The organism is Streptomyces sp. NPDC024017 (assembly GCF_040638895.1).
Taxonomy (GTDB): Bacteria; Actinomycetota; Actinomycetes; order Streptomycetales; family Streptomycetaceae; genus Streptomyces.
In genome coordinates this window covers 97183-118874 of the sequence record NZ_JBEZYZ010000005.1, presented here as the reverse complement: position 1 = coordinate 118874, position 21692 = coordinate 97183, and the positions used below count along the sequence as shown (strand labels likewise).

21 protein-coding genes are annotated in these 21692 nt (G+C 69.4%); 3 read left to right on the top strand and 18 right to left on the bottom strand.

The window, feature by feature from the left end; genetic code table 11:
- Positions 1-142 precede the first annotated feature (142 nt).
- Positions 143-1303 (top strand): winged helix DNA-binding domain-containing protein, encoded by a 1161-nt coding sequence (locus AB0G20_RS14775; protein ID WP_361301269.1) that lies wholly within the window; start codon positions 143-145, stop codon positions 1301-1303.
- 18 nt (positions 1304-1321) lie between these two features.
- Here the strand turns inward: AB0G20_RS14775 and AB0G20_RS14770 are convergent, their stop codons facing one another.
- From AB0G20_RS14770 to AB0G20_RS14760, 3 genes are all read right to left on the bottom strand, one after another.
- Positions 1322-2191 carry a methyltransferase domain-containing protein gene (locus AB0G20_RS14770; RefSeq protein ID WP_361301266.1) on the bottom strand — a complete coding sequence of 290 codons (870 nt, stop codon included), beginning with the start codon at positions 2189-2191 and terminating at the stop codon, positions 1322-1324.
- 128 nt (positions 2192-2319) lie between these two features.
- Positions 2320-2781 (bottom strand): GNAT family N-acetyltransferase, encoded by a 462-nt coding sequence (locus tag AB0G20_RS14765; protein ID WP_361301263.1) that lies wholly within the window; start codon positions 2779-2781, stop codon positions 2320-2322.
- Between the two features lie 36 nt (positions 2782-2817).
- Positions 2818-3696, bottom strand: coding sequence for an LLM class flavin-dependent oxidoreductase (locus tag AB0G20_RS14760; RefSeq protein ID WP_361301260.1), 879 nt, complete (start codon positions 3694-3696; stop codon positions 2818-2820).
- Here AB0G20_RS14760 and AB0G20_RS14755 point away from each other — a divergent pair.
- A complete protein-coding gene (locus AB0G20_RS14755; RefSeq protein ID WP_361301257.1) occupies positions 3695-4087 on the top strand; it encodes a VOC family protein in 393 nt (130 codons plus the stop codon). The genes AB0G20_RS14760 and AB0G20_RS14755 overlap by 2 nt on opposite strands.
- Here AB0G20_RS14755 and AB0G20_RS14750 read toward each other — a convergent pair.
- Positions 4077-5126 carry a hypothetical protein gene (locus AB0G20_RS14750; RefSeq protein WP_361301254.1) on the bottom strand — a complete coding sequence of 350 codons (1050 nt, stop codon included), beginning with the start codon at positions 5124-5126 and terminating at the stop codon, positions 4077-4079. The genes AB0G20_RS14755 and AB0G20_RS14750 overlap by 11 nt on opposite strands.
- Complete coding sequence (locus tag AB0G20_RS14745; RefSeq protein ID WP_361301251.1) at positions 5114-5773, bottom strand: hypothetical protein; 660 nt, start codon at positions 5771-5773, stop codon at positions 5114-5116. Before AB0G20_RS14745 ends, AB0G20_RS14750 begins: the two co-directional genes overlap by 13 nt.
- Positions 5774-6139: 366 nt before the next feature.
- Here AB0G20_RS14745 and AB0G20_RS14740 point away from each other — a divergent pair, with 366 nt between their 5' ends.
- Complete coding sequence (locus AB0G20_RS14740; RefSeq protein WP_361301248.1) at positions 6140-6523, top strand: DUF192 domain-containing protein; 384 nt, start codon at positions 6140-6142, stop codon at positions 6521-6523.
- Between the two features lie 88 nt (positions 6524-6611).
- On the opposite strand, the gene AB0G20_RS14735 is transcribed toward AB0G20_RS14740, so the two are convergent.
- The 13 genes from AB0G20_RS14735 to AB0G20_RS14675 all read right to left on the bottom strand — a co-directional run bounded on the left by AB0G20_RS14735 (position 6612) and on the right by AB0G20_RS14675 (position 21351).
- Entirely contained in the window at positions 6612-7046 is a 435-nt protein-coding gene (locus AB0G20_RS14735; RefSeq protein ID WP_361301245.1) for a hypothetical protein, read from the bottom strand.
- 148 nt (positions 7047-7194) lie between these two features.
- Positions 7195-7923 (bottom strand): Imm52 family immunity protein, encoded by a 729-nt coding sequence (locus AB0G20_RS14730; protein ID WP_361301242.1) that lies wholly within the window; start codon positions 7921-7923, stop codon positions 7195-7197.
- A gap of 18 nt (positions 7924-7941) precedes the next feature.
- Positions 7942-10515, bottom strand: coding sequence for a Tox-REase-5 domain-containing protein (locus AB0G20_RS14725; protein ID WP_361301239.1), 2574 nt, complete (start codon positions 10513-10515; stop codon positions 7942-7944).
- 438 nt (positions 10516-10953) lie between these two features.
- The gene (locus tag AB0G20_RS14720) at positions 10954-12273 is read right to left on the bottom strand and encodes a hypothetical protein (protein ID WP_361301236.1); all 1320 of its coding nucleotides are present in this window, start codon (positions 12271-12273) and stop codon (positions 10954-10956) included.
- Positions 12274-12661: 388 nt separating this feature from the next.
- Positions 12662-13276, bottom strand: coding sequence for a hypothetical protein (locus AB0G20_RS14715; RefSeq protein WP_361301233.1), 615 nt, complete (start codon positions 13274-13276; stop codon positions 12662-12664).
- Positions 13277-13400: 124 nt separating this feature from the next.
- A complete protein-coding gene (locus AB0G20_RS14710) occupies positions 13401-14231 on the bottom strand; it encodes a hypothetical protein (protein WP_361301230.1) in 831 nt (276 codons plus the stop codon).
- Positions 14228-16465, bottom strand: coding sequence for a hypothetical protein (locus tag AB0G20_RS14705; RefSeq protein ID WP_361301227.1), 2238 nt, complete (start codon positions 16463-16465; stop codon positions 14228-14230). Before AB0G20_RS14705 ends, AB0G20_RS14710 begins: the two co-directional genes overlap by 4 nt.
- Positions 16466-16621: 156 nt before the next feature.
- Complete coding sequence (locus tag AB0G20_RS14700; RefSeq protein ID WP_361301224.1) at positions 16622-17272, bottom strand: OmpA family protein; 651 nt, start codon at positions 17270-17272, stop codon at positions 16622-16624.
- A gap of 8 nt (positions 17273-17280) precedes the next feature.
- Positions 17281-17862 carry a hypothetical protein gene (locus tag AB0G20_RS14695; protein WP_361301221.1) on the bottom strand — a complete coding sequence of 194 codons (582 nt, stop codon included), beginning with the start codon at positions 17860-17862 and terminating at the stop codon, positions 17281-17283.
- A gap of 16 nt (positions 17863-17878) precedes the next feature.
- Positions 17879-18499: a pilus assembly protein TadG-related protein gene (locus AB0G20_RS14690; RefSeq protein WP_361301218.1), complete on the bottom strand. Its 621-nt coding sequence runs from the start codon at positions 18497-18499 to the stop codon at positions 17879-17881.
- Positions 18496-18729 (bottom strand): hypothetical protein, encoded by a 234-nt coding sequence (locus AB0G20_RS14685; protein WP_361301215.1) that lies wholly within the window; start codon positions 18727-18729, stop codon positions 18496-18498. Before AB0G20_RS14685 ends, AB0G20_RS14690 begins: the two co-directional genes overlap by 4 nt.
- Positions 18730-18874: 145 nt before the next feature.
- Positions 18875-19843, bottom strand: coding sequence for a response regulator transcription factor (locus tag AB0G20_RS14680; protein WP_361301212.1), 969 nt, complete (start codon positions 19841-19843; stop codon positions 18875-18877).
- Positions 19844-19869: 26 nt separating this feature from the next.
- Complete coding sequence (locus tag AB0G20_RS14675) at positions 19870-21351, bottom strand: histidine kinase (RefSeq protein ID WP_361302411.1); 1482 nt, start codon at positions 21349-21351, stop codon at positions 19870-19872.
- Between the last annotated feature and the right edge of the window lie 341 nt (positions 21352-21692).

Below are 21692 nucleotides of genomic sequence, written 5' to 3'. Positions count from 1 at the left end.
GAGCCGCAGGCGATAACGATGTGAAAACTCTCGTCGGAAGATGCGCAAGTGCAGTGAGCGAAAGGAGTGACCCACGGCCCGGCGCGGATCGGCCCCGACATTTAGGCCGGGATCTGTCCTCTTTCCCGTCTAGCGTCGCACCATGACGACAACCGTGAAGATCACGTGGGACGCGGCGAGCGCACGCCGGGCGGAGCGGCAGTTCCTGGCCGGGCCGGCCGGGACCGGCACGCCCGTCGCCGAGGTGGTCGGCGCGATGCTGGGCGCCCACGCGCAGGTGCTCTCCGCGGCGGAGCTGTCGGTCGGGATGCGGGCGGACGGGGTGACACGGGCGGACGTACGGGCCGCGCTCTGGGACGACCGGTCCCTGATCAAGACATACGGCCCACGCGGCACGGTCCATCTTCTCCCGGCCCGGGAACTCCCTCTCTTCTCGGCGGCGTTGACCGCGGTGCCGACCGGGCCGAGCCCGTTCCCGCCCGGCGCACGGCTCACCGAGGAGCAGACCGGACAGGTCGTGACGGCGATCGGCGACGCGCTCGACGGCAGGTACCTGACCGTCGACGAGCTGTCCGAGGAGGTCGTCGCCCGTACGGGCCCCTGGGCCGGTGATCGCGTGATGCCGGCGTTCCAGGACCTGTGGCCGCGCTGGCGCCAGGTGATGCACCGGGCCGGCTGGGCGGGCACGCTGTGTTTCGGCCCGAACCGCGGCCGCAAGGCGACGTACACGCGCCCGCCCCGGGGGGAGCGCGGGGCGGATGCGGGGGACGCCCTGTCCGCGTTCGTCGACCGGTATCTGCACGCGTACGGCCCGGCGACGCCGCAGCACTTCGCGCGCTGGCTGGCGGCGCCGCCCGGCTGGGCCACGGCCCTGTTCGGTGAACTGGCCGCGGCGGGCCGCATCGAGGAGGTCAGCTTCGAGGGGACACCGGCGTGGGTGGCGGCGGGGGACACCGGCTTCCCGGACGGCCCGGCGCGGGGTGTGCGCCTGCTCCCCTACTTCGACGCGTACGTCGTCGCCGGGCAGCCCCGCGAGCGGCTGTTCCCCGGGAAGGCGTACCAGCGCGCCCTCGGGGGCGGCCAGGCGGGCAACTACCCGGTGCTGCTCGTCGACGGTGTGGTGGCGGGGGTGTGGCACCAGCGGCGCCGGGGCCGCCGCACTACCGTCACGGTCGAGCCGCTCGCCCGGCTGACGGCACGGCAGCGACGGGAGCTGGACGAGCAGGTGGAGCGGGTGGGCGAGGTGCTGGAGGCGACGCCGGAACTGGTCGTGGGAGAGGTGACGGTGGGGCCGCACGCGTGATCACGCGCCGGGTGTGCGTCAGCCCGGCTTGCGTGCGTCGACGAGGTGACGGGTGCTGTGGGCGACGAAGGGGCCCTCGGCCCGGATGCGCTCGTGCAGCTCCCGGAGCCGCGGCTCGTACGCCTTGACGGTGAAGCCGGGGACCATCCAGACCACCTTGCGCAGGAAGTGCACGACCGCGCCGATGTCGTGGAACTCCATGCGCAGCCGCTCCGCCCGCAGGTCGACGACGTCGAGCCCGGCGGCCTCGGCGTCGGCACGCTCACGGTCGGGATGGCGTGCGCCGCGTACGTCGTCCGGCTGGGGCCCGAGGAAGTACTCGACGAGTTCGAAGACGCTGCCCGGGCCGACGTGCTGGGCGAAGTACGTCCCGCCGGGCTGGAGGACGCGGGCGATCTCGTCCCAGTGCGGGCGGACGGGATGGCGGCTGACGGCCAGGTCGAAGGCACCGTCGGCGAAGGGCAGCGGGTCGTCCTCGGCAGCGGCGACGACCGCGACGCCGCGCGGACGGAGCAGGGCGGTCGCCTTGGCGACGTTGGGCGGCCAGCCTTCGGTGGCGATGGTGAGGAGAGGTGGGTGGGGTGCGGAGGTCTCGGCGGTGGGCTGGCCCGTGGCCCTGGCCGGGGCGCCGGCCGGGGTCGTGGCCGCGGCCCTCGAGAGGGCGAAGTCCAGCACTTCTCCTCCCCCGGTCTGCACGTCGAGCGCGGCACTCGCCCGGCCCAGTCGCTCGGCCATCGACACGGCGTATCCCCAGGAGGGGCGTGCTTCCGTCGCCCGCCCCTCGAACCAGGAGAAGTCCCAGCCTTCCGTGGGGACGGAGGCGCCCTCGGCGAGGAGGTCTTCGAAGGTGGTGGGGCGTGGGGGGTGCGGTTCCTGATGCTCTGCCATGGAGGGATGGTGGCAGGGGGGTGGGCGGAGGCGCTCGGTAATTTGTGTGTCAGGGCGAGGGCGTCGACTCCGGCGTGCGCGATGGCGGTTCCGGCAGCTGCCCGGGCGGGGCCGTCACGGGGTGCTCCTCAGGGGAGGACGAACACGACGTGCTCGTTCTCGCCGTGCCGTACGGTGCCGGTCCGGTGGAAGCCGTGCTTCTCGAGGAGACGTACGGAACCGGTGTTCCCGCCGGCGGGGTCGGCGTACAGGGGCCGGTTCTGCTCCCGCTCCAGGAAGAGGGCCAGGGCCCGCGTGCCGATGCCGCGGCCCCAGTACGGGCGTCCGAGCCAGTACCCGAGGAAGCGGCGATCCCCGTCCCACCAGGCGACGACGCTGCCGGCGACCTCCCCGTCGACGGTCACGGCCTGCACGAAGACGGTGTCGTCCCCGAGGACCTTGGTCTTCCAGTGCCGCAGGAACGCGTCGCGCGGCCGAGGCGTGAACCTCGACCGCCGCACGGCTTCCGGATCACGCTCGTACGCCAGCAGGAACTCCAGGTCGGCTTCCACCACGTCTCGCAGACGTACGTCCACGTCGTCCTCGCTCATGCCCGGAGTGTGGCAGCCGGCACCGACAACGGGCCCTCAGGGGACCAGGGGGCGCACTTCCTCCGCCGCGAACCGCACGAACCCCTCCGGGTCGGGCTCGTCCGCGGTCGGCTGCAGTACGACGCTGTCGGCCCCCGCCTCGACCAGCCGCTCGACGGCCTTGGCGACGGCCCCGGCGTCTCCGGCGACCCCGAGGTCCGGAACGGCTTCGAGCCCCTCGGCCGCGAGCTCCGCGCGCAGCCGGGCGGCGGCGTCGTGCCCGGTGGCGGTGAGCAGATAGACGACCAGGGGGTGGGGCCCGGCCGCTCGGCCGGCCGCCGCGCGTCCCTCCTCCACGAGCTGCCGCGCCTTGCGCACGCCCTCGGCGTTGGTGGCGGCCGTGACAATGGTGCCGTCGGCGGCCTCCCCGCTGAGCCGCAGCGACCGCGGTCCGGTGGCCCCGGCCAGCACCCCGCTCTGCGAGCCGTCCGGCGGCCAGTCGAGAGCGACGTCGTCGAGCTTGACGTACCGCCCGTCGACCGTGACCCGCTCGCCGCCCAACAGGGCCCGCAGCGCGACGAGATGCTCCCGCAACAGGGTGACGGGCGACTCGACCCGGGCGCCGACCTGCCCCATCCAGTCCTGCACGCCGTGCCCCACGCCGAGGATCGCCCGCCCGGGGAACATCCGGTGCAGCGAGGCGGCCTCCATGGCGGTGATGGCAACGTTCCGCAAGGGCACGGGCAACAGCCCGACGCCGACCCGCACACGCTCGGTCCACGCGAGGGCTGCGGCGGCGGTGGAGATACCGCCCTCTCTGAAACAGTCCTCCCAGAGCCAGAGCTCTTCGAGTCCGGCCTCCTCCGCGACTTCACAGACCGACCGGAGTCGCTCGGGGGCCAGTTGGGGACGGAAGACTGCGCCTAGTGGGGTCATGGGGTCTTCCTATCCAGCGCAGGTCGGCTTCACAACTCCATTCTCGACTGCCCCCATCCATCCGAGCTCGCCGAGTTCTGCGGGAAACGCTGTCACTTGGTCCTGCCCTGACCATCCTCAGCAGATGCACCTCGACGTGATGGTCGCGGGTCTCGACGTGGCCGAGCCGCAAGTCCTCGCAGTGGGCGCAACCTTGCTCGACGGGCCAGACAAGCCAGTCGGATACCGGGTGTGCGCCGACCCCGTCGGCTCCCCTTCTGCCTCGTCACGCCACTGGGGTGGGCAGCAAAGCGCCTGCGGCGACGACTCCCATCATGTTCCCGTCACACTGGCGGCCACTCGTGTGAGTGGCCGCCGGGGTAGTCAAGGCGCGGCTGGCGTCAGCGGTTGACGGCCTGGATCTCCTGTACGACGACGTTCTGCTCCCCGCCGAACGAGCCGTCCGGCAGAGGCTGTTCGCCGGCCACGCCTGTACCGGTCCAGTGGATCTTCCAGGTGACTGTCGCCTTGAGCTGGTACGAACCATCGCCCGACGACCGTAGGTACTTCACACCACAGGACGGGGCCTCGTTGGCCTTGCCCTTGGTGTACGGCTCACCAATTCGGCCGTTCTGGATCTCGCACACACCTGAGGCCGGGTAGGTCTCGGCTTCTGCAGTGCCCGGCTCGATCCTCAGCGATACCGGTTCAGCCGTTGTGGTCGCCTGGATACCCAGGAGTGGAACGGAGGCCGTCACGGACACAGGCTTGAACTCAGCCGCATCCAGCCACGCCCAAGTAGGCAGATTCACCTTTGTGTTCGCCTGCGGGGCGAGATCCAGCTTCGTGGAGGGGACGCGCACTTCGGCGTACGCGAGCTGTGCGAGGACCTCGGCGGTGATTGCCTGCGGGATGTCGGCCGGCGGGGCGTCGTTCTCGTCCACCCAGAAGATGGGCTCGTCGCAGTCGAGCGCCCCCGGGTCTCCTTCCCGGCCGGGTGTGACGTAGAAGTCCCACCAGTAGCCCTCGTCAGCCTTGTCCTTGTTGAAGTCCTTGTAGGGGTGACCGTTGACATAGCGGTCGCGTTGCTTGGCATCCCACTCGTAGCCTGTCGAGCCGGCTTCCCAGGTGGGCTCCAGGTACTTCTGCAACTGCTCGGGCGTGTACTTCGGAGCGTAGTAACAAGCTGGCGGGGTCCAGGTCGTCGAAGACGTCACCGGGCCTGCCGACTGGCCTGAGCCGTTGTTGGAACGATCGAAGACGACGACTCCTGCGGTGGACGACAGAGTGCCGTCACCGTCTGAGTCACCATGGACGTCCTTGCTTGGAGGAGGCATCTGGGATCCACCGCCAATGACGTTGTCCGCCTGTGCGGGGGCCCCACACAGCAACATCGAACCGATCGCGACAGGCACGATCAGAGCCCGGGAAGCAGAACTCAAGGCTGGCACCTGTCGCTCCCCCTCTGGGAAAGAATCTTCTCAATGACCCACACACCCTTGTCGTTCTTCTGCAGCAGGGTGTTGTAGAGCACGTAGCTGTTCTTGGATACCGGGGTTTTGTTGATCTTCTTGTTTTTCAGGTACATGTCGTAGGCCTTGCTCTGGTCTTCGCAGTACACGAGCGACCCGCTGCCCTTACCCCGGACGTTGACGACAGGGTCGTAGAAGCGGTATACGCCCGTGACACGCGCTTTGGCCTTGACATACGCCTGGATGAACGTCTGCGTCCCTGCGGCGGCCTCGCCCTCGTAGTAGTAGAGGTACGCCTTGTCGAGCGCGTTCTGGTTGACGATCGCCAGGTCGACGGCCTTGATGGACTGCTCGCCGTCGGCCAGGATCGCGTCCTTCTCCTTGTCCCCGGTCTCGGGCCAGTCGAAGGTGTAGGAGAGGTCTGAGGGCAGCTCGATCTTCGGCCGGGCAGCCGAGTCCGCAGCGCTCGGCGAGGGGGAGGCGGACGCCTTGTCCCCCGTGTCCGCTCCCGCGATCTTGTCGTTGTCCTTGCCCTTGGAGCTGTCATCGCTCCCGCACGCGGACAGCGTCAGGGCCGCAGCGGCGGTCAGCGTGAGCGCTGCGAGGAGGGTGGGGCGGCGGTTCACGGTCGGCTCCCGGTCAGAGGCGAGGCTTCTCTTGAGCGAACCAAAGCTATCCAGTGGGGTAGAGCCGCACCAGGGTGAAGGTTGTGGACCGGCGGGGTGTATGGGGAGGAATCGGCGATTCGTCGACCCGTTCGAGCCGTAACGGTTGCATAACGCGCCAATCTGTCCGTCAACTGCGATGCCACACAGGGCGTTTCAGTCAGGAACCAGCAAAGGGTTCCGGGGAGGCGTTCACGCATTCGGGGAAGCTACGGGGTCCGCAGTAGTCGTGACATGGGCCCGTGGACCCATGTGGGGCCTACTCCGCTGCGGATACGTTCGGGTTCGGAGAGCCGTTGGCAGTGACACGGTCGGAGGTGGGCCCGGATGGGGCGGCGCTGGCGGGACGGGCGTGGGGAACTGGTCGTCGTGGGGAGTGGTGACGGGTCTTCTGTGCGGGTCCCGTTGGAGATCGCCACTTCCTATCGGGCGCGCACCAAGGGGCTGTTGGGGCGGGACTTCGTCTGCGGAGCGATCCTCCTCTCCCCCGCGAGCAGCGTGCACACCTTCCGTATGCGCATGCCGATCGATGTCGCCTATCTCGATCGCCACCTGCGCGTCATCGACGTGTGCACCATGCGGCCGGGGCGGCTGGGGATGCCTCGGCTGCGTGCCCGGCATGTGGTGGAGGCGGAGGCCGGGGTGATGGGTGAATGGGGGCTGCGGAAAGGAGCTCGGGTGGAAGTTGTCGTGGCGCGGTCAGGCGCATGACGCCGGCGCCAGTTGTCCCCGCACATGACCTTGGTGACGGTCGGCTGATCGGTGGCCGGCCGCCGCGCGCAGTAGGGGCCTCTCGCTCCTACGTGGGGAGCCCCTCCCCGAAACCGGTCACTCCCGCGAACAGCACGACCGGCTCCTCCTTGTCCTCATGACCGACGCTCACGGCGAGCAGACGGTCGCCGACCCGCCAGTACACGAGGTCGCCGAAGTATCCGCTCTCGCACAGGTCCCGGATGAAGGGCGGGAGGTCGTCGCCGTCCGGATCCATGAAGGCGTAGGCGTACCCCTCCATGGACATGGTGGCGTGCGGACCCCATCGGGCGTCCAACGCGGCTGCCAGGTGCTTCAGCTCCTCCTCGAACTCCTCACTGGTCCGCATGAGCTCGTCCCAGTCGTCGTTCGGCGGAGCGAAGTCACGGCTCTCGCGCAGGGTCACGAGGTGGTAGGCGTCGCTCCCGGTCAGGGCGCGCGCGAGGAGGTCGTCGATCTGGGCGAGGTACTGCTGCACGATCACCGAGGGGGCCTCACTGCTTCGTCGTTCACCGCCGGCTCTCCAGCTCGGCGAGGGGGCAGCCACTGTCCGGGCCGACAGCCGGCGGCGTCAGCGGCGCCTCGTCGCCGCACACGGTCCGGGGTCTCGAACCGCTCGCCGGCCCTCATCGTCACAGCTTCGCACCCGTCGCGGGTACGGGCATGGGTTCCAGGGCGCCGCTCTCGGCGAGGGCCTTGTGGGCGGCGAGGACCGTTTCGGTGGCCGGGGTCTCGCCAGAGTTCGCCGCGAGGTCCAGGACGAGGCCGCCGTGCCCGGTGGGCAGCCGCCGGGCCGTGAAGTCGTCGGGGACGCGCGTGGCGCGGTTCTCGGAGAGGTAGACCGACCAGCCGCAGCGGGGAGCGGGAGCCGGCAGACCGTAGGTCGCCTTGACGGTCTTGAACAGCGCTCGATCGTAGGCAAGACCGGTGTCCGGGTCCCAGGCCTCCGCCAGCGCGGCGAGGGTCTCGGTTAGACGGTCCGCGAGCGGAGAGGCCGACGCCCCGGGGCCGGGGAAGAGCTTCACGATCACGAAGAACGGGCTGTGCTCGTCCGTGCCGCCCGCCGAGATCCACACCTGGACGTAGCCACCGTCCTGCCGGCGACCGACCACGTGGGCTGTCCAGCCGATGATGTCGACGTCATCATGAGTGTTCGCTGCCTGGAGCGCTGTCGCGAACTCACCCGCGCTCCGGGGCACCAGTGGGCCGGGGCCGTCATCGTCCACGTCCCAGCGCCACTCCGTCAGCTCGCCGTCGGACAGCGCCGTCAGCCGGGCGAGGAGAACCAACCAGCGTTCCGCCTGCTCCTGCGGCGTCTCAGATCTGGCCCACCAGTGCACAGCCACCGTCACCGCACTCATGATCCGCACTCCCGTCTTTCACTTCTCCCACGGCGTGTACTTGACGACCACCCCGACACCGGCTTCGTCGAAAGCTTCCTCTGCCGCCTCGGCCACCGCTTTGTTGGAGAAGTTCCACTCGACCGGCTTCCCGTTCGCTGCGCTCAGCTGCCGCCGCGCCTGCTCGACGAACTTGGTCGCTTGAGCGGGTTCGAGCGTGCCGTCCGCCCGCACCTTGTTGCCGTAGCCGAACTTCGCCTCGACGTAAGTCTGCCGTGACGAGTCCCAACCGTCGAAGTCGACGGCCCTGCCGGTCTTCGGGTCCTTGACAGCGTATTCCTTGCCGCGCTTCACCTTGGAGACCTGCTCCTGGTAGCGCATCCACACCTCTGACTTCGGCCAGTACGCCACCGCCTTCTTGGCCTTCCAGTGACCGTCGCCGCCATCCTTGGAGCCCTTCCGCGGGTTCCTCAGGTCGTTGTACCAGGACGGCTTCTTCCACTTGGCGACCTGCTTGCGGCTTTCCTCCTTCTTCGCTTCCTTCTCGGCCTTCTCGGCCTCCTCCGCCTGCTTGCGGGCTTCCTCGGCCTGCTTCTTCGCCTCTTCGTCGCAGCCGGCCTCGGCCAGCACGACGTACGGGGAGCGGGACCCGCCGGCGGCGAGGACCGTGGTGCCGCTGCCGGCCGACCCGGTCAAGCCCGGCGTGTCGCCGTACGGGGTGCGGCGGCCGGGAGCGGAGGCGATGGTGCAGCCGGACTTCCTCGCCCTCTCCTCGGCCGCGTCCGCCGCCTCGTCGGCCTCCTTCGCCGCCTTCGCGGCGGCGTCGACGTCACCGGCCTTGGCCGCCTTCCTGGCGTCCTCCGCCGCCTTCGCGGCGTTCTCGGTGAGCTTGCCGAGCTTGCCCAGCTTGCCGAGCTTCTGAACGATCTTGGCTTCGCCGTAGCCGGGGATGAAGAGCGAGCCGACGTTCCAGACGACGTTGGTGACCGCACGGGTCTTCTGGCCGTTGTTCCACTGGTCGCGGACCTCGTCGCCCACGAACATGTCGTCCAGGACCGTGACGCCCGTGTTCCACGACGCGCCGCCCCAGTCGGTGAGCGCGTCGAAGTAGTCGCCGTTCCCCCACTTCTCGCCCGCGTCCTTGGCGTCATCGGACCACTGATCGCCCAGCGAGCTGCCGTAGTCCTTCAGGCCCTCCCACGCCTCGCCCGGGTTGGTGACCGTGTCCCAGATGCCTGTGACGTCGCCCCAGATGCCGTCGACGAAGAGGCCCTGCCCCACCTGCTTGAACGGGTCCCCCACACAGCTGAAGAAGGCCCCGACGCCGGAGGTGCAGCCCTCGTCGCCGCCTTCGTCGGCGCTGTCCTCGGCGGCCTGCTCGTCCTCCTCCCATCCCGGCTCGCCCTCTGCCGCGTCGTTCTTCTCTTCGTCGGTCTCCTCGGTGTACGAAGCGCCGGTGTCCTCGCCGGAAACGCCGCCGGTATCGCCGCCGGTATCGCCGCCGGATCCGCCGTCGCCGCCCTGCGAGGCGGAGCCGTTCCCTCCGCTGTTCCCGCCGGTCTGGCCACCCGAGCCGGATCCGCCGTTGCCCTGACCTCCGGAGTCGGCTCCGCCGGGCCCGGTTCCTCCGGTGCCGCCGTTGCCTGCGCCACCGCTCCCGGTACCGCCGTCACCGGATCCGCCGTCCTCGTCGCCCTGGCCGCCGTTGCCTTGACCGCCGTCGTCCTGACCGCCGTTGCCTTGACCGCCGTCGGCCTGACCGCCGTTGCCCTGACCGCCGTCGTCCTGATCACCCTGGTCCTGATCACGGTCGCCCTGATCACCCTGACCCTGGTCCTCCTGGCCTTGGCCCCCCTGGTCCTGGCCCCCCTGGTCCTGTCCGGCTGCTCCGGAACCGTCGGGCCCCTGACCGTCGGTCCCGTCCGCGCCGTCCCCGGCCTGAACCTCCTCGCCGCCGTTTCCCGTCGCCGCCGGGCACGCCGTACCGGTGACCTTGCACACCGCCGACTGAATGCCGGTGAAGATCTGCGTCCCGAGCCCGCCGACCACCAGCGCGGCAATGATCGCCGCGACCACGGCCACCAGCCCCGCGTACTCCACCGCCGTCTGTCCCTCGTCCCGGCGCCAGCGGATCATCCGCGCCACCGAGAACGGGCGACGATCCGCTCGCTCCGGATCCGGCAGTTGGAACCACTCCCGGCTCTCCCGACGGGTCAGGAACACGACGATCAGGATGGGCAAGAAGAGTTGCGTGAAGCCCCGCCCCGAGCCATCTCCCACGTTGCCGAGAGCGGCGACGATCAGCCATGCCTGCAGGGCGAGAAGGCCCCGCCACACCCACACGCCGCCTGACCACGACCTGCGCGCGAGCACCCACCCGATCGTGCCCGGCGCCGCCGCGAACGCCACCTGCCCCAGCAGCCGACCGTCCACGGCGTCCAGCGACGCCGCCGTCGACAACAGACCGATCCCGCCCAGCACCGAGAACGCAAACAGCGTGTGGACGAGCACCAACGCGACCGACAGCGGCCCGGGCAGCTCCCGGCGCCGTCCATTCCCCGTCGACGGCCATTCACCGTCCCCCGACACCGGAACGCCCCCGAACGCAGACATGCCACTCCTCAACTCGCCGAGCAGGAGGATGAGTCAAGGGAAGGAGGGCCGTAGGAATGAGCCCCCAGGACATGATGCGGAGGCGGCTACGGCTACAACTACGGCTGCTTGTTTGTCGAGTCGTGGCGGTGTCCGCCCTGGAGCCCGCACGCGCACGTCATACAGCCTCGGCTTCACGGTTCCGTGGGCCCGTGAACGCGGAACCGCTGCCGCGTCCAGCTGTTGCGGATGACCTCGATCCCCCTCGTCAATCCAGGCCCAGAGCGTAACGTCGGGTCATGTCAGGCCACCTGGGCCCACGGACCCAACCCCAGGCCCAATTCCTGCGGGGCACGGGCCCGTTGCGGCGGGACAGGCACCACGATTCAAGACCCGGCAGCGACGTGCCGCCGCGCCTGCTTGCCCTCTCTCAACTCGGTCGTTCTGAAGCAACGGGCGTCATGGCGACCACTCCTGCGCGGCGTTCCTCGTCGTAATCGGCAGGCTCGGATCGAGGGCCAGTCGCGCCAGGGCTTCCCGGCTGACCGGTACGTCATCCGTGCGATGGAGGAACCAGATGGCTTCCTGTACCGCGCTGCCGCACCGGACGGACCGCTCGGCGAGATCCGCAGCCCAGAGGGCCGTCGCCGACAGCACAGCCGGTTCCTTGTCGCCTGCCGCTCCTCCGCCTTGCGGGAGGTCAGCGAGCCAGCGGAAGACGGCTGCGGTGACCCGGTCAGCGATCCTTTTGCACCAGACCTTGGCGAAGCCCCCGGCGTCGATGCCTCGAAATTCGAACCCCAACGACTGGCACTCACGCCACGCGTCGTTCATCCGCTCGCGGGTGACCAGCCGTGGGTACGGCATCAGGGCGCGCACCACCTCAGCGATGGCACTTCGATCCGCCGGAGCGTCACTGCACATCTCCGCGTCATCCGGCACCCGCTCGACAGTCAGACATGCCTCCAGTGCTGAACGCGCCTGGGCGAGGCTGTGTGAGTCCGGCGCGGTCGCGCCCCAGCCGAAGTCGTTCTGCCAGGAATGCGGAAGGCCCTGCAGCCCTTCGGGCAGCAGCGGCTCCTCGTCGCGGGTGGCTTCCCGGGCACGAACCTCGTACACCGAGCGGCCCAGTCCTAGAAGCCGGGAACGCACATACGGGCGGAAGTCCCGGACTTCATCGTCGCGTACGAGCTCCATCAGGGCCTGTTCGCCGCGCGGACGACCGAGCGAGACAAGCACGCGCACCGCCGCCTCAACCGCCACGCCGACCCGCACGAACGCGGCTGCTAGCAGCGCGGCGTCTTCAGTCTCTCCATCGTTCAGCAATCCGGCGGTGGTTGCACGCTCGATGAAAGCGAAGGCGTCGTACGCCAGCGCCTGCCGCACCGAGGCGGCCCACTCCGCCGCCACCCTGTCGACCCACTGTTCAGTCGGTGGCTCAGGCACCGTGGGGATCCCCATGTCAGCCCAGGCTCCGACCACCTGCACCACCCGCTCCCGAGTGACCTGGGAAGTGGTCGGCATGGTCCGGGTCAACCAGGCGTCCGCCTCGTCCAAGGTGTGATCATCGCGGTCGTCGTAGAAGTCCCGTAGTTCCTCGTCCCAGTCGTGCACACTCTGCCGTCGGTCTGGCAGACACGCGCGCAGCACGTGCCGAGCCTGCTCACGTCTCTCCTCCGTGGGGGCAAGTGCCTCCAGAGCCTGAGACCTGCGGTATGTCAGATCGTGCCAAGGCTGTGGCAGCTTGCGCATGGCAGCGGGCAGCAGGTAGGTGTCCACCAGTCGCTCTCCGTCCGTGCCCCGCCGGCTTCCCGGGCCCAAGGGGGCGGGTCAGCTGTAGGAGCGTCCCAGGCCCGTCAGCCAGGTGTCGAGGGCCCGGCCCGTCCTGACGCTCACCTGTTCCGCTCCGGCGGCGCGGATATCCATCCGTCCGTCTGCCGGTCGGGCCGGCCCCGCACCCGGCCGGGCTCAGTTGCCGCGAACTCGGCGAGCGACTGATCAACCGGCTGAAGGACTGGCGCGGCATCGCCACACGCTTCGACAAGACGCCCGAGAGCTACCTCGCCGGCCTCGAACTCCGCGCCTCGATGATCTGGCTCGGAGATCTCCTGGAAGCAGCCGATTGATCACGACACCACACAGGCCCTGGGGCACGCCGGAGCCGTTGTCAACCGAGCCAGACGACCAGACGTACGTTGTCGTCCCCGTGCTTGTCGGCGAGGTCCCGCATCGCATTCCAGACTCGGGACCAGGGTGCCTGGTCCGGAGGAGCGAGCATCCGCGCTGTGAGAATCACGGGGCGGTACACGGCGCCGTCCAGGTGGACCTCGCCGCCCTGCGGCCATTCCGATGGGCTGTACACATCCTCGCCGAAAGCATCGGCCGCGGCCTCATCCAGGCCGGGCGTGGCTGAGGCCCACACGATGTCGTGTTGGACGAGCTCGCCGTCGTCACCAGGCCGCCACAGGCCCGCCCAGTAATAAGCAGGCTCGTCGGCGAGCGGGGCGTCCCAGTCGACCACGGCGATTTCGGCCCAGGTGGCATACGTGTGGCTGTGCTGATAGTCCTCGCCTCCGGTATCCCGTACCGGATCCGAGGGGTCGCTCGGAAGCCCGCGGTCGGCAAAGAGCGAACGATCCAATCTCTCCGTCCCGCCGAAGTTGAAGAGACACCCCCACGCCTCGTGGCGCCGCCCCAGTTGCAGGTCCAGAAGGTCGACCGCCATCTCCCAGTGTCCGTCGGCCGAGCGAGTCTCGATCACACCATCTATGTCTGCGCCCACTGAGTTGATGCTAAGGCCAGTACAGGTGCGCAGGTGTGAGCGTCACCAGTTCATAACCGTCGGGAGGGGACAGTGAGCAGTTCCGCTCCAAGGGCGTGCCGCGCTCCTTCTCGTCCTCGCGAGCTCACCATGGAACATGCCTTGGACGCCTACACCACCACCAGCGCTCGGCCTTCTCGTCGTTCCCGGGCTCGGTGCATGCACGGAAGATGCCGTCCAATCGCGTCACAGAGGATCTCAGGCCGCCGGCGTATACGTCGTCGACCTCGCGCACGAGACGCGCCAAAGTGTCCCGGGCCTCCAGATCACGCCGGAAGAGGTCTTCCCGGTACCGGCCAGAAGGGCTCCAGTCGGACTCCAACCGGCGCACCAGCCTTTCCCACACGCGCAGGCTGTAGTGGACGCGCCCTTCGACGCTCGCCGTCGTGTCCGTCGGATACGTGGCCAGGAAGGCATCGGAGAGAGGCGTCCCGATGGGCTCGTATTCGAGAGCTTCGGGGAGCCACTCCACCTTCGCGCGAGGGAGATCGGCCACCTTCTCCTCCACCGCGTCGACCCGGTAACTCGTGTCCTCATCGGAGTCGATCGCCTCCAGCCGGCATCTCACGACGCGTCCATCCGGCACCGCGACCCAGTATGCGGAGTCCAGGTCGATGTCCATCGAGGGGTAGAGGACCGAGGTCGTCGTACGGACCGCGAGCCCTTGCGCCAAGTCCGCCTCACTGAGAGCTCCGGCCGTCTCGTCCTCGACGTAGATGTCGAGCTCCAGCGCCAGGTCACCGGGCGGCAGCACGCGGTACGTGCACAGAACAGGTGAGTCCCAGCGACGCGCTTCCTGGTCCCCGTCCGTGTCGGCGACGTCGACCGCTTCGCGCGTCACGGCCAGCAACTGAGCCAGCGCCCCGCGGAGCCGCGACGGCTCTGTCTCCGCGACGGTGAAAAGATTCGCGATCACTTGTACGTCCCGTCATATACCTGCTTGGCCTTCGCGACCTTGTCCGGATTGTTGACGAACTTCGGATCACGCTGCAGTTGCTGCGACTTACTGAGATCACCCTTATTCCGCACGATCTCCTTCAGAGCAGCGTATTCAATGCGGTCCATGTCGACCAAGCCAGGGCCAGAGACCGGAAAGACGGTCCCGGTGTCCTCGACTCGATACGCCCGTCCGTTGATCTCGTACGTGTTCTTGTCCGGCAGCAGCTTGGCACGCCCCTTCGCTATTGCCTCGATGTCCGCGCGGACCAGATCCTCGTTACCTCGGAGGATGACCGTGTTGCGTTCCTTGACCTGACCGCTGCCCGCTCCTCCCACGGTGTGCCGCTTGTTGGGGAACCTCAGCTTCTTCCCAGCCGCCGGACCGGGAACATCGTCTGTGGCCTGCCACTCGGTGGTCGGCTTTTTGCTGGCCTTGTTCTCCGCCTCGTCAGCGGCCTTGTCCGCCTCGTCCGCTTGCTCGCGGGCCTCCTTCGCCTGTTCCTTGGCCTCCTCGTCGCAGCCGCCCTCGGCGAGGATGACGTACGAGGAGTCGGGCGGACCGGCGGCGATGACCGTGGTGCCCGTGCCGGAGGAGCCGGTGAGGAGGCCAGGGGTGGTCCCGGGTGGGTTGCCGCCGTACGGGTTCCGACGGGTTGGCGCCGCGATGGTGCAGCCCGACTCACGGGCCTTCTTCTCGGCCGCGTCCGCCGCCTCGTCGGCGTCCTTCGCCGCCTTCCGAGCGCCCTCGGCATCGCCCGCCTTGGCAGCCTTGCGGGCCTTCTCCGCCGCGTCCGCCGCCTTGTCGAGGGATTCACCGACCTCGGCCAGCTTCTCGAACTTGGTGAACTTCGTGATGGTCTTCGGGCTGAAGATGCCGATGACGCCGACAACGGTGTTGCCGATGGAGGCGCCGTAGTTGCCCTTCTCCCAGTTCTCCTTGTCGACGAACGTGTCGGTCGCAAGGTCGGACACGAAGTCCTCGGGGGAGTTGACCCAGCCCCATACGGAGGAGACGTAGTTCCCCTTGTCCCACTCCTCGCCCAGCTCGTCGGCCTTGTCGCCCCACCAGTTCGTGGTGTAGCCCTTCAGGCCGTTCCAGCTGTCCTTGATCGAGCCGACGGGGTCGCTGACGACGTCCATGGTGCTGGCCAGGAAGCTCTTGGTCGGGGCCACGAAGAAGCCCCGGACATGGTCCATGAACGTCCTGTCGTGGCGTTCCTGGTCATGTACGTCGTCCCAGAGCGACCTCTCGTCGAACGGGCCCGGAGCGAGTGGGACTGTGTCGTTCGTCCCCGCGCCCTCATAGGTGATGATCCGGGTCGACCACGCCGGGCCACCGTCGCTGTTGTTGCCGCCCGTAGCACCGTCGGCGGTCGTGCCTTCCTGGCCACCGGAACCGGCCTGGGTGCCCGAGTCGCCTTCCGCGCCTGTCTCGCCGTTCGCGCCCCCAGCGCCATCCGCCCCCGCGCCGCCGTCCGCTTTCTGGCCGCCGTCCGGGGCCGCGCCGTTGCCGCCGTCGGTGCCGGCGCCTGTGTCCGAACCGTCTTGCTGCGCACCGTCGTTGTCGTCCCCGGCCGCACCCGTCTCCGTGCCATCGCCCTGCGGAGCGGGGCAGGCCGCGCCCGTCACCGAGCAGACCGCCGACTGGATGCCGTCGGCTATACGCCCGCCGAGGCCGCCCACCGACAGCGCGACGATGATCGCCGCGACCACCGCGATGAGCCCCGCGTACTCCACCGCGGTCTGGCCCTCGTCCTGCCGCCAGCGGATCATCCTGGCCAGGCTGAATGCCCGGCGCTCCTCCCTGTCCTGGGGAGGGATCTCGAACCACTCTCGCGACCGGGCCCGGCGCAACAGCACGATGACCGCAACCGGCATCGCCGCCTGCGTGAAGCCCCGCAGATCACCGTGCAACAGCGTGCCGAGCGACAGCCACACGATCCACGCCTGTACGGCGATCAGTGCGCGGCTCGTCCACACCCCGCCCCGCCACAGGCGCCGGGCCAGGTAGACCCCGGCCACGCTGGGCAGCGAGTCGTACACCAGGATCCCGAAGATCTCCCCGGAGTAGTACGTCACCACCGACAGCACGGTGACCAGGTACAGCACCGTCAGCGCGAACTGCACCCACAGCAGTACCTGCGCCCAGCCCAGCTCCCTCGGCAGCGGCGAATGCCGGTTCCAGGACGGGCTGTTCTGTGCACCCCACATCCCGCTCGGGGGTATCGGGTCACCGGCAGGGGACATGCGCGACCTCAGCTCAGCTCGATCAACGGCCGTTCAACACGGACATCGAGCCGAGGCTAAGGAACGTCGATCACTCACACATGGGCCCGTGGCCCCAACGCTGGGCCCACTTTCGGTGGCTCAACTCTCCGAGCGAGGGAAGGAGACCTCGACCCGGCGGTTCTTCTTGCGGCCGGTTTCCGTGGAGTTGTCGGCGATGGGGTACTGCTCGCCGTAGCCGCGGACCTCGTAGGTGACGTTGGAGTCGGTCAGTTCCTGGTCGAGGACGTTCTGTACGGCGTCGGCTCGCTTCCTGGACAGGACGTCGCCGTGGGCGGAGGAGCCGAGGTTGTCCGTGAAGCCGAAGACGCGGATCTTCGTCGCGTTCTGCGTCTTGATCTCCTCGGCGATCGCGGAGATCCGGGCCTTCGCCTCGCCGCTGAGTTTCGCGCTGTCCTTGCCGAAGAGGACTTCGGCCTGGAGGGCGAACTTGACGTCGGCGTTGGTGTCTTCGCGGCGTTCGTCGCCGCTTTGGTCTTCGACGACCTGCTTGATGTCGAGGACCTTGGGTTCGGCGAGGGTGGCGCCTTCGGGGAGCTTGAGGTCGGGGTCGGCGGGGTCGACCTCGACGGGGGCGGAGGCGGAGGCCTCGGTGCCAGGGGGGACGCCGGGGGTTTCGTCGGCGTGGGCCGAGACGGCGCCGTAGATGTTCGTGGCGACCATGAGGCCGGCGGCGGTCAGGACCAGGGCGAGGCGTGGAGTCGCCGTTCGGGTGCGCGTGCGGGTCTTCATGGCCGGCCTCACCCGGAGATCTTGATGGTGCCGCTGGAGAAGGTCGGGACCTGCACATCGACCTCGGTCGTGCTCGCCGGCGGTGCGGGGAACTGCATGAAGACCGGCAGGGTCTGCCCCGCCTCGAGGTTCCCGAGCCCGGTGGTCGTCAGTGGCCGTCCTTCCGTGTCGCGCAGCGTGTAGTAGCGCTTCTTCCCCTTGGCATCCACGATCGTGGCACCGCCCAGTGAAGGACCATGCTTGATGACTTCCGTCTCGTCACCGCTCGTCTGGGGGGGAACCACCACGGACTTGTCCCCGTCGTTCTTGACGATGCCGTTCACGGTGAGGAAGCCGCCCGAGTCCCTCGCGGCGGATGTGATCTGCAGGAGCAGCCCGTCGGTCCCCTTCAGTTCCGCCAGCGGTGTCTCCGACTGCCCCTCCTGAGCACTCGGCTTGGATCCACTGTCCTTGGAGGCGGACGCCGACGGGGTCGACTTGTCATCGTTGTCACCACCGCCGCCGCAGCCGGCCGCGCCGAGGGCCAGTCCGGCCGCAACGGTCAGCGCGACCATTCCCCTGCGGGCGTTCGCAGTGAACCGAATGCTCATCTCTCTGCTTCCTTCATCACTCGTCGTTCGCTAGTGGGTCGGCCAGGTGAACGTCGAAGAGGTCCTCGGGTTCCGGCAGAACATCGAGATCGTCCGGGTCCAGCTCCCAGACCACGTCGTCCTCGCATGTGAGCTTCGGCAGGACGTCAGGACCGGCGTCCCCGGCAGGGGGGTCGAAGTCGCAACGAGGCTCGATCACGGCGGTGGCGGTCGCGTCGGACTTCCGGGCCGCCGTTCCGGGAACGACGGACTCACCGACGGACTTGTTGGTCTCGACCTCGACCGTGAAACCCAATAGACCCTCGGGACCGCAATGGTTCACTCGGGCGTCGTTCTGCTCGGCGAGCTGATTCGCGCGCCAGCACGACGGGCTGAGGCCTTCGGCGGTGCCCTCGAAGATCGCGCGCCACTTGTTCGGGTCCAGTACGTCCTTCACCCACGCGTCGGCGAGTTGGTCGCGCCTGTCCTGCGCTGCCGCGAGAGCCGCCGCGTCGGCGGCTGTCTGGGCGCCGTTCCTGTTCGCCGCGGCCTGGCCGACCGCGAAGTACGCGAACGCGAGAAAGAGCAGGCCCCCCACCACCGTGATGTAGATGGGGAAAGCCTGCCCTGCGTCGCCGTACCGGCGAGGTCGCGTCAAGGAGCGACCTTGGCGATCTGCGCCTGAATCTTTCCAAGAATCGTCTGCCCGATGTTCGTACCCGTGATCGCCAGCACGATCGCCACCACCACCGCGATGATGCCCAGGTACTCGACCGCCGTCTGCCCCTTGTCGCCGGCGCGGCGCTGCATCGCCTCGACCGTCGTGTTCTTCCAGCCGTTCACGCGGACCTTGGTCGCGACGGCGGTCTTCAGCATCAGGTCGCTCATGGTGTTCCCCTCCGGGTTCGGCTGTGTCGCTTTCGACACGAGGAACGTACGGCGAGACGACCTGTCCGTCAGAGGGCCCCTGGGCCCAATTCCGGGCCCAATCGCTCGGACCCAACCGGTTGTTCCCCCATGGTGTCACCAGAGATCACCCCAGTCCCCGGTGTGCGTCCGGCGCCGTGCCGATCCACTTCGCGGCGGCCTCGGAGCGGCTGGTGCTGTGGAGCTTGGCGAAGATGCGGTTGATGTGGTTCTTGACGGTCTTCTCGCTGATGAAGCACGTGGCGGCGATCTGCTGGTTGTTCATGCCGGACGCGATGAGGTCCATGATCTCCGCCTCCCTCGTGCTCAGTTGGAACCGCGACCTGTCGGGAGTGGCCGGCCGGCCACTCGTCCACCCAGACGAAGACTGTCCCACATGTGGTTGCACTTGCGAAAGCTTTTCTGGAGAAGTAGGTGGGGGTGAGGCAGGCGGCGGGTTGAAATGGCCTGGTGAATAAGGTTGTTGAGTCTGCGTATGCGACTGTGCGGAGGCGGAAATTCCGTATGCAGTCGCACTCGATGACTGGCCCAGCCCCTCCGGCAGGGGTGGCGCCGAGGCCCCGCCCTCGCGGAGTTGGGCCAGCAGCGCACCCGCCGCTGTGGGGGTGAAGTGGGCCCGGCCCTGCCTGATGTCGCGTACGGCATCGACCAGCTGGTCGGCCGTGAACTCGCCGTGGACCAGGTAGCCGCCCGCTCCCCGGCGCAGGGCCTCCTGGACGATCTCCGACTCCCTGCTGTAGGTCAGCATCACCACCGGGGCGATCTGCACCAGGTACGGGAGAGCCGAGATGCCGTCCACGCCGGGCATGCGGACGTCGAGGAGGACCACGTCCGGGCGGTGCTGGTGGGCGGCCTCGTAGGCCTGGCGGCCGCCGGCGGCCTCCGCCACGACCTCGATGTCCGCGCGGCCGGAGAGCAGGGCGGTGAGGCCGGCGCGGACCACGGGGTTGTCGTCCGCCACGACGACCCGCAGACGACGGGCCGGTTGTGCCGGCGTCGGCAGCGGAAGGTCGGCGAACGGGTGGTGCGGTGGCGGCTGCGGAGCGCCGGTGGAGTGGGGTGTCTGGTCCGGCATCAGGGGCCTCCTCTCGGGTCGTGGGGTCATGCGGTGGGGGTGGTCAGGGCGGCCAGGGGGAGTTCCAGGCGGACCTCCGTGCCCTGGGGGTGGCCGCCGCGGCCTATGCGGATGCGGGCGCCGACCGAGGCGGCGCGTTCGACCATGCCTACCAGGCCGAAGTGGCCCGCGCGGCGCAGTTGTTCGAGGTTGGTACCGGGTGGGAGGCCACGTCCGTCGTCGTAGACGCTGATGCGGAGCAGGTCGCCGTGGACGCCGGCGCTGACGTCGACGCGGGTGGGACGGGCGTGGCGGTGGGCGTTCTCCATGGCTTCCGAGGCGATGGTGAGGAGCTGGCGGGCGACCGCCGGTGGGACGGGCGGGACCGCGTGGGCGCCGGTGGGGCGGTAGACCGCCGGGAGGCCGGTGCGGGTGCTGAAGTCGCGCGTGCGGGCCGCCAGTTCGACAAGGACGTCCGTGGCCTGGTCGGGGTCCGATTCGCGGCGCAGGTCGGCCAGGAGTTCGCGGGACTCGGCGGCGGCCCGGCGGGCCGAACGGGCGACCAGTGCGGCCTGCTGTCTCACCAGGGCCGGATCCATCCGCTCGGCGCCGGCCGAGCCGGTCAGGCCGTCGGCCGCCAGGGCCACGCCGTGCAGGGTCTTGGCGACGGAGTCGTGCATCTCGCGTGCCAGGCGGGCACGTTCGGCACTGACCGCCTCCGTCACGGCGAGACGGGCCTGGACGGTCGTGAGGGCCTGGGTGGCCGCGCCGAAGCGGAGCATGAGGTTGCGCAGGCTGGAGCCCACGGCTCCGGCGATGACGCAGAGGCCGGGCAGCAGGGCGGACTCGGTGATGCCGGGGGCCGGGTTCTCCTGCGCCGCGTGGATGAGGAGCAGGAGGAGGGCCTGGAGGGAGGCGAAGACCGCCGCGCCGCGCCAGCCGTAGACCAGGCCTGCCAGGAGGGGGGTGCAGACGCTGACGTAGGCGAGGGTGCTGTCGGGGCCGGCGGCGATGAGGAGCAGGGCTCCGAAGACGGTGTCCGCGGCGAGGAGGGTGGGGTGGCGGAGGAGGAGGGGGCCGAAGCGTTCCCAGTCCCTGAAGAGGACGTAGGAGGTCATGAACGTGACGACCACGGCCGCGCCGACGAGGCGGGTGGGGAGGCCGTCGTTCGCGTTGACGAGGGCGGTGGGCGTGGCCAGGGCGATCATGGCCAGCCGGAATCCGAAGACCTGGCGGCACATGGCCTGCAGGGCGTTGACCTGGATGTCGATCGCGGGGCTGGAGGGCGTGCCGTTCGCCCGGCCTTCGGCCGGGACGGGGCTCCCGCTCGCGCCGCTCGTACGGCCGTCGTCGTCGGGTGCGGGCAGCCCCGGTGCGGGAGCTCCTACGGGCAACCCTGGTGCGGAAGCTCCTACGGGCTTCCCCTGTTCGGGCACCCCCACGGGCTTCCCTTGTCCGGGCGCCCCCACGGGCATCCCTTGTCCGGGCGCCCCCACGGGTCTCCCCTGTTCAGGCGCCCCCACCGGCATCCCCTGTTCGGGCGCAGCCCCGTCGGCGGCGGTCCGGCCGTTCGCCGGCCCCTCCGGACCACCACGTGCCGTCGGCAGCGGCCCCCGTCCCAGGGCATCCGCCGCAGCCCCCAGGGGCGCCCCCGCCTCCCGGCGCCCAGCCCCCTTGACCCGCAGGGTCGGCTCCCCGCCGACACGTCCCCCGGCCGCTTCCCACCCCGGCGGCAAGGCAGGCGTCACCGACGTCACCGGTACGTCCGGCGCGCCCGTGCGGACATGCGCCGGCAGGACCGTCCCCGCCGGGGGCGTCGTGATCTCCGGCGTCCGTTCGGCCCGGCGGCGGCGACGCCCCAGCAGCCCCG

What these genes read in the sequence shown, in the direction of transcription:
- AB0G20_RS14775 (WP_361301269.1), top strand. Translation starts at nt 143, where the DNA reads ATGACGACAACCGTGAAGATCACGTGGGACGCGGCGAGCGCACGCCGG.
- AB0G20_RS14770 (WP_361301266.1), bottom strand. Translation starts at nt 2,191, where the DNA reads ATGGCAGAGCATCAGGAACCGCACCCCCCACGCCCCACCACCTTCGAA.
- AB0G20_RS14765 (WP_361301263.1), bottom strand. Translation starts at nt 2,781, where the DNA reads ATGAGCGAGGACGACGTGGACGTACGTCTGCGAGACGTGGTGGAAGCC.
- AB0G20_RS14755 (WP_361301257.1), top strand. Translation starts at nt 3,695, where the DNA reads ATGGGGTCTTCCTATCCAGCGCAGGTCGGCTTCACAACTCCATTCTCG.
- AB0G20_RS14760 (WP_361301260.1), bottom strand. Translation starts at nt 3,696, where the DNA reads ATGACCCCACTAGGCGCAGTCTTCCGTCCCCAACTGGCCCCCGAGCGA.
- AB0G20_RS14740 (WP_361301248.1), top strand. Translation starts at nt 6,140, where the DNA reads ATGGGGCGGCGCTGGCGGGACGGGCGTGGGGAACTGGTCGTCGTGGGG.
- AB0G20_RS14730 (WP_361301242.1), bottom strand. Translation starts at nt 7,923, where the DNA reads ATGAGTGCGGTGACGGTGGCTGTGCACTGGTGGGCCAGATCTGAGACG.
- AB0G20_RS14725 (WP_361301239.1), bottom strand. Translation starts at nt 10,515, where the DNA reads ATGTCTGCGTTCGGGGGCGTTCCGGTGTCGGGGGACGGTGAATGGCCG.
- AB0G20_RS14705 (WP_361301227.1), bottom strand. Translation starts at nt 16,465, where the DNA reads ATGTGGGGTGCACAGAACAGCCCGTCCTGGAACCGGCATTCGCCGCTG.
- AB0G20_RS14700 (WP_361301224.1), bottom strand. Translation starts at nt 17,272, where the DNA reads ATGAAGACCCGCACGCGCACCCGAACGGCGACTCCACGCCTCGCCCTG.
- AB0G20_RS14695 (WP_361301221.1), bottom strand. Translation starts at nt 17,862, where the DNA reads ATGAGCATTCGGTTCACTGCGAACGCCCGCAGGGGAATGGTCGCGCTG.
- AB0G20_RS14685 (WP_361301215.1), bottom strand. Translation starts at nt 18,729, where the DNA reads ATGAGCGACCTGATGCTGAAGACCGCCGTCGCGACCAAGGTCCGCGTG.
- AB0G20_RS14680 (WP_361301212.1), bottom strand. Translation starts at nt 19,843, where the DNA reads ATGCCGGACCAGACACCCCACTCCACCGGCGCTCCGCAGCCGCCACCG.
- AB0G20_RS14675 (WP_361302411.1), bottom strand. Translation starts at nt 21,351, where the DNA reads ATGCCGGTGGGGGCGCCTGAACAGGGGAGACCCGTGGGGGCGCCCGGA.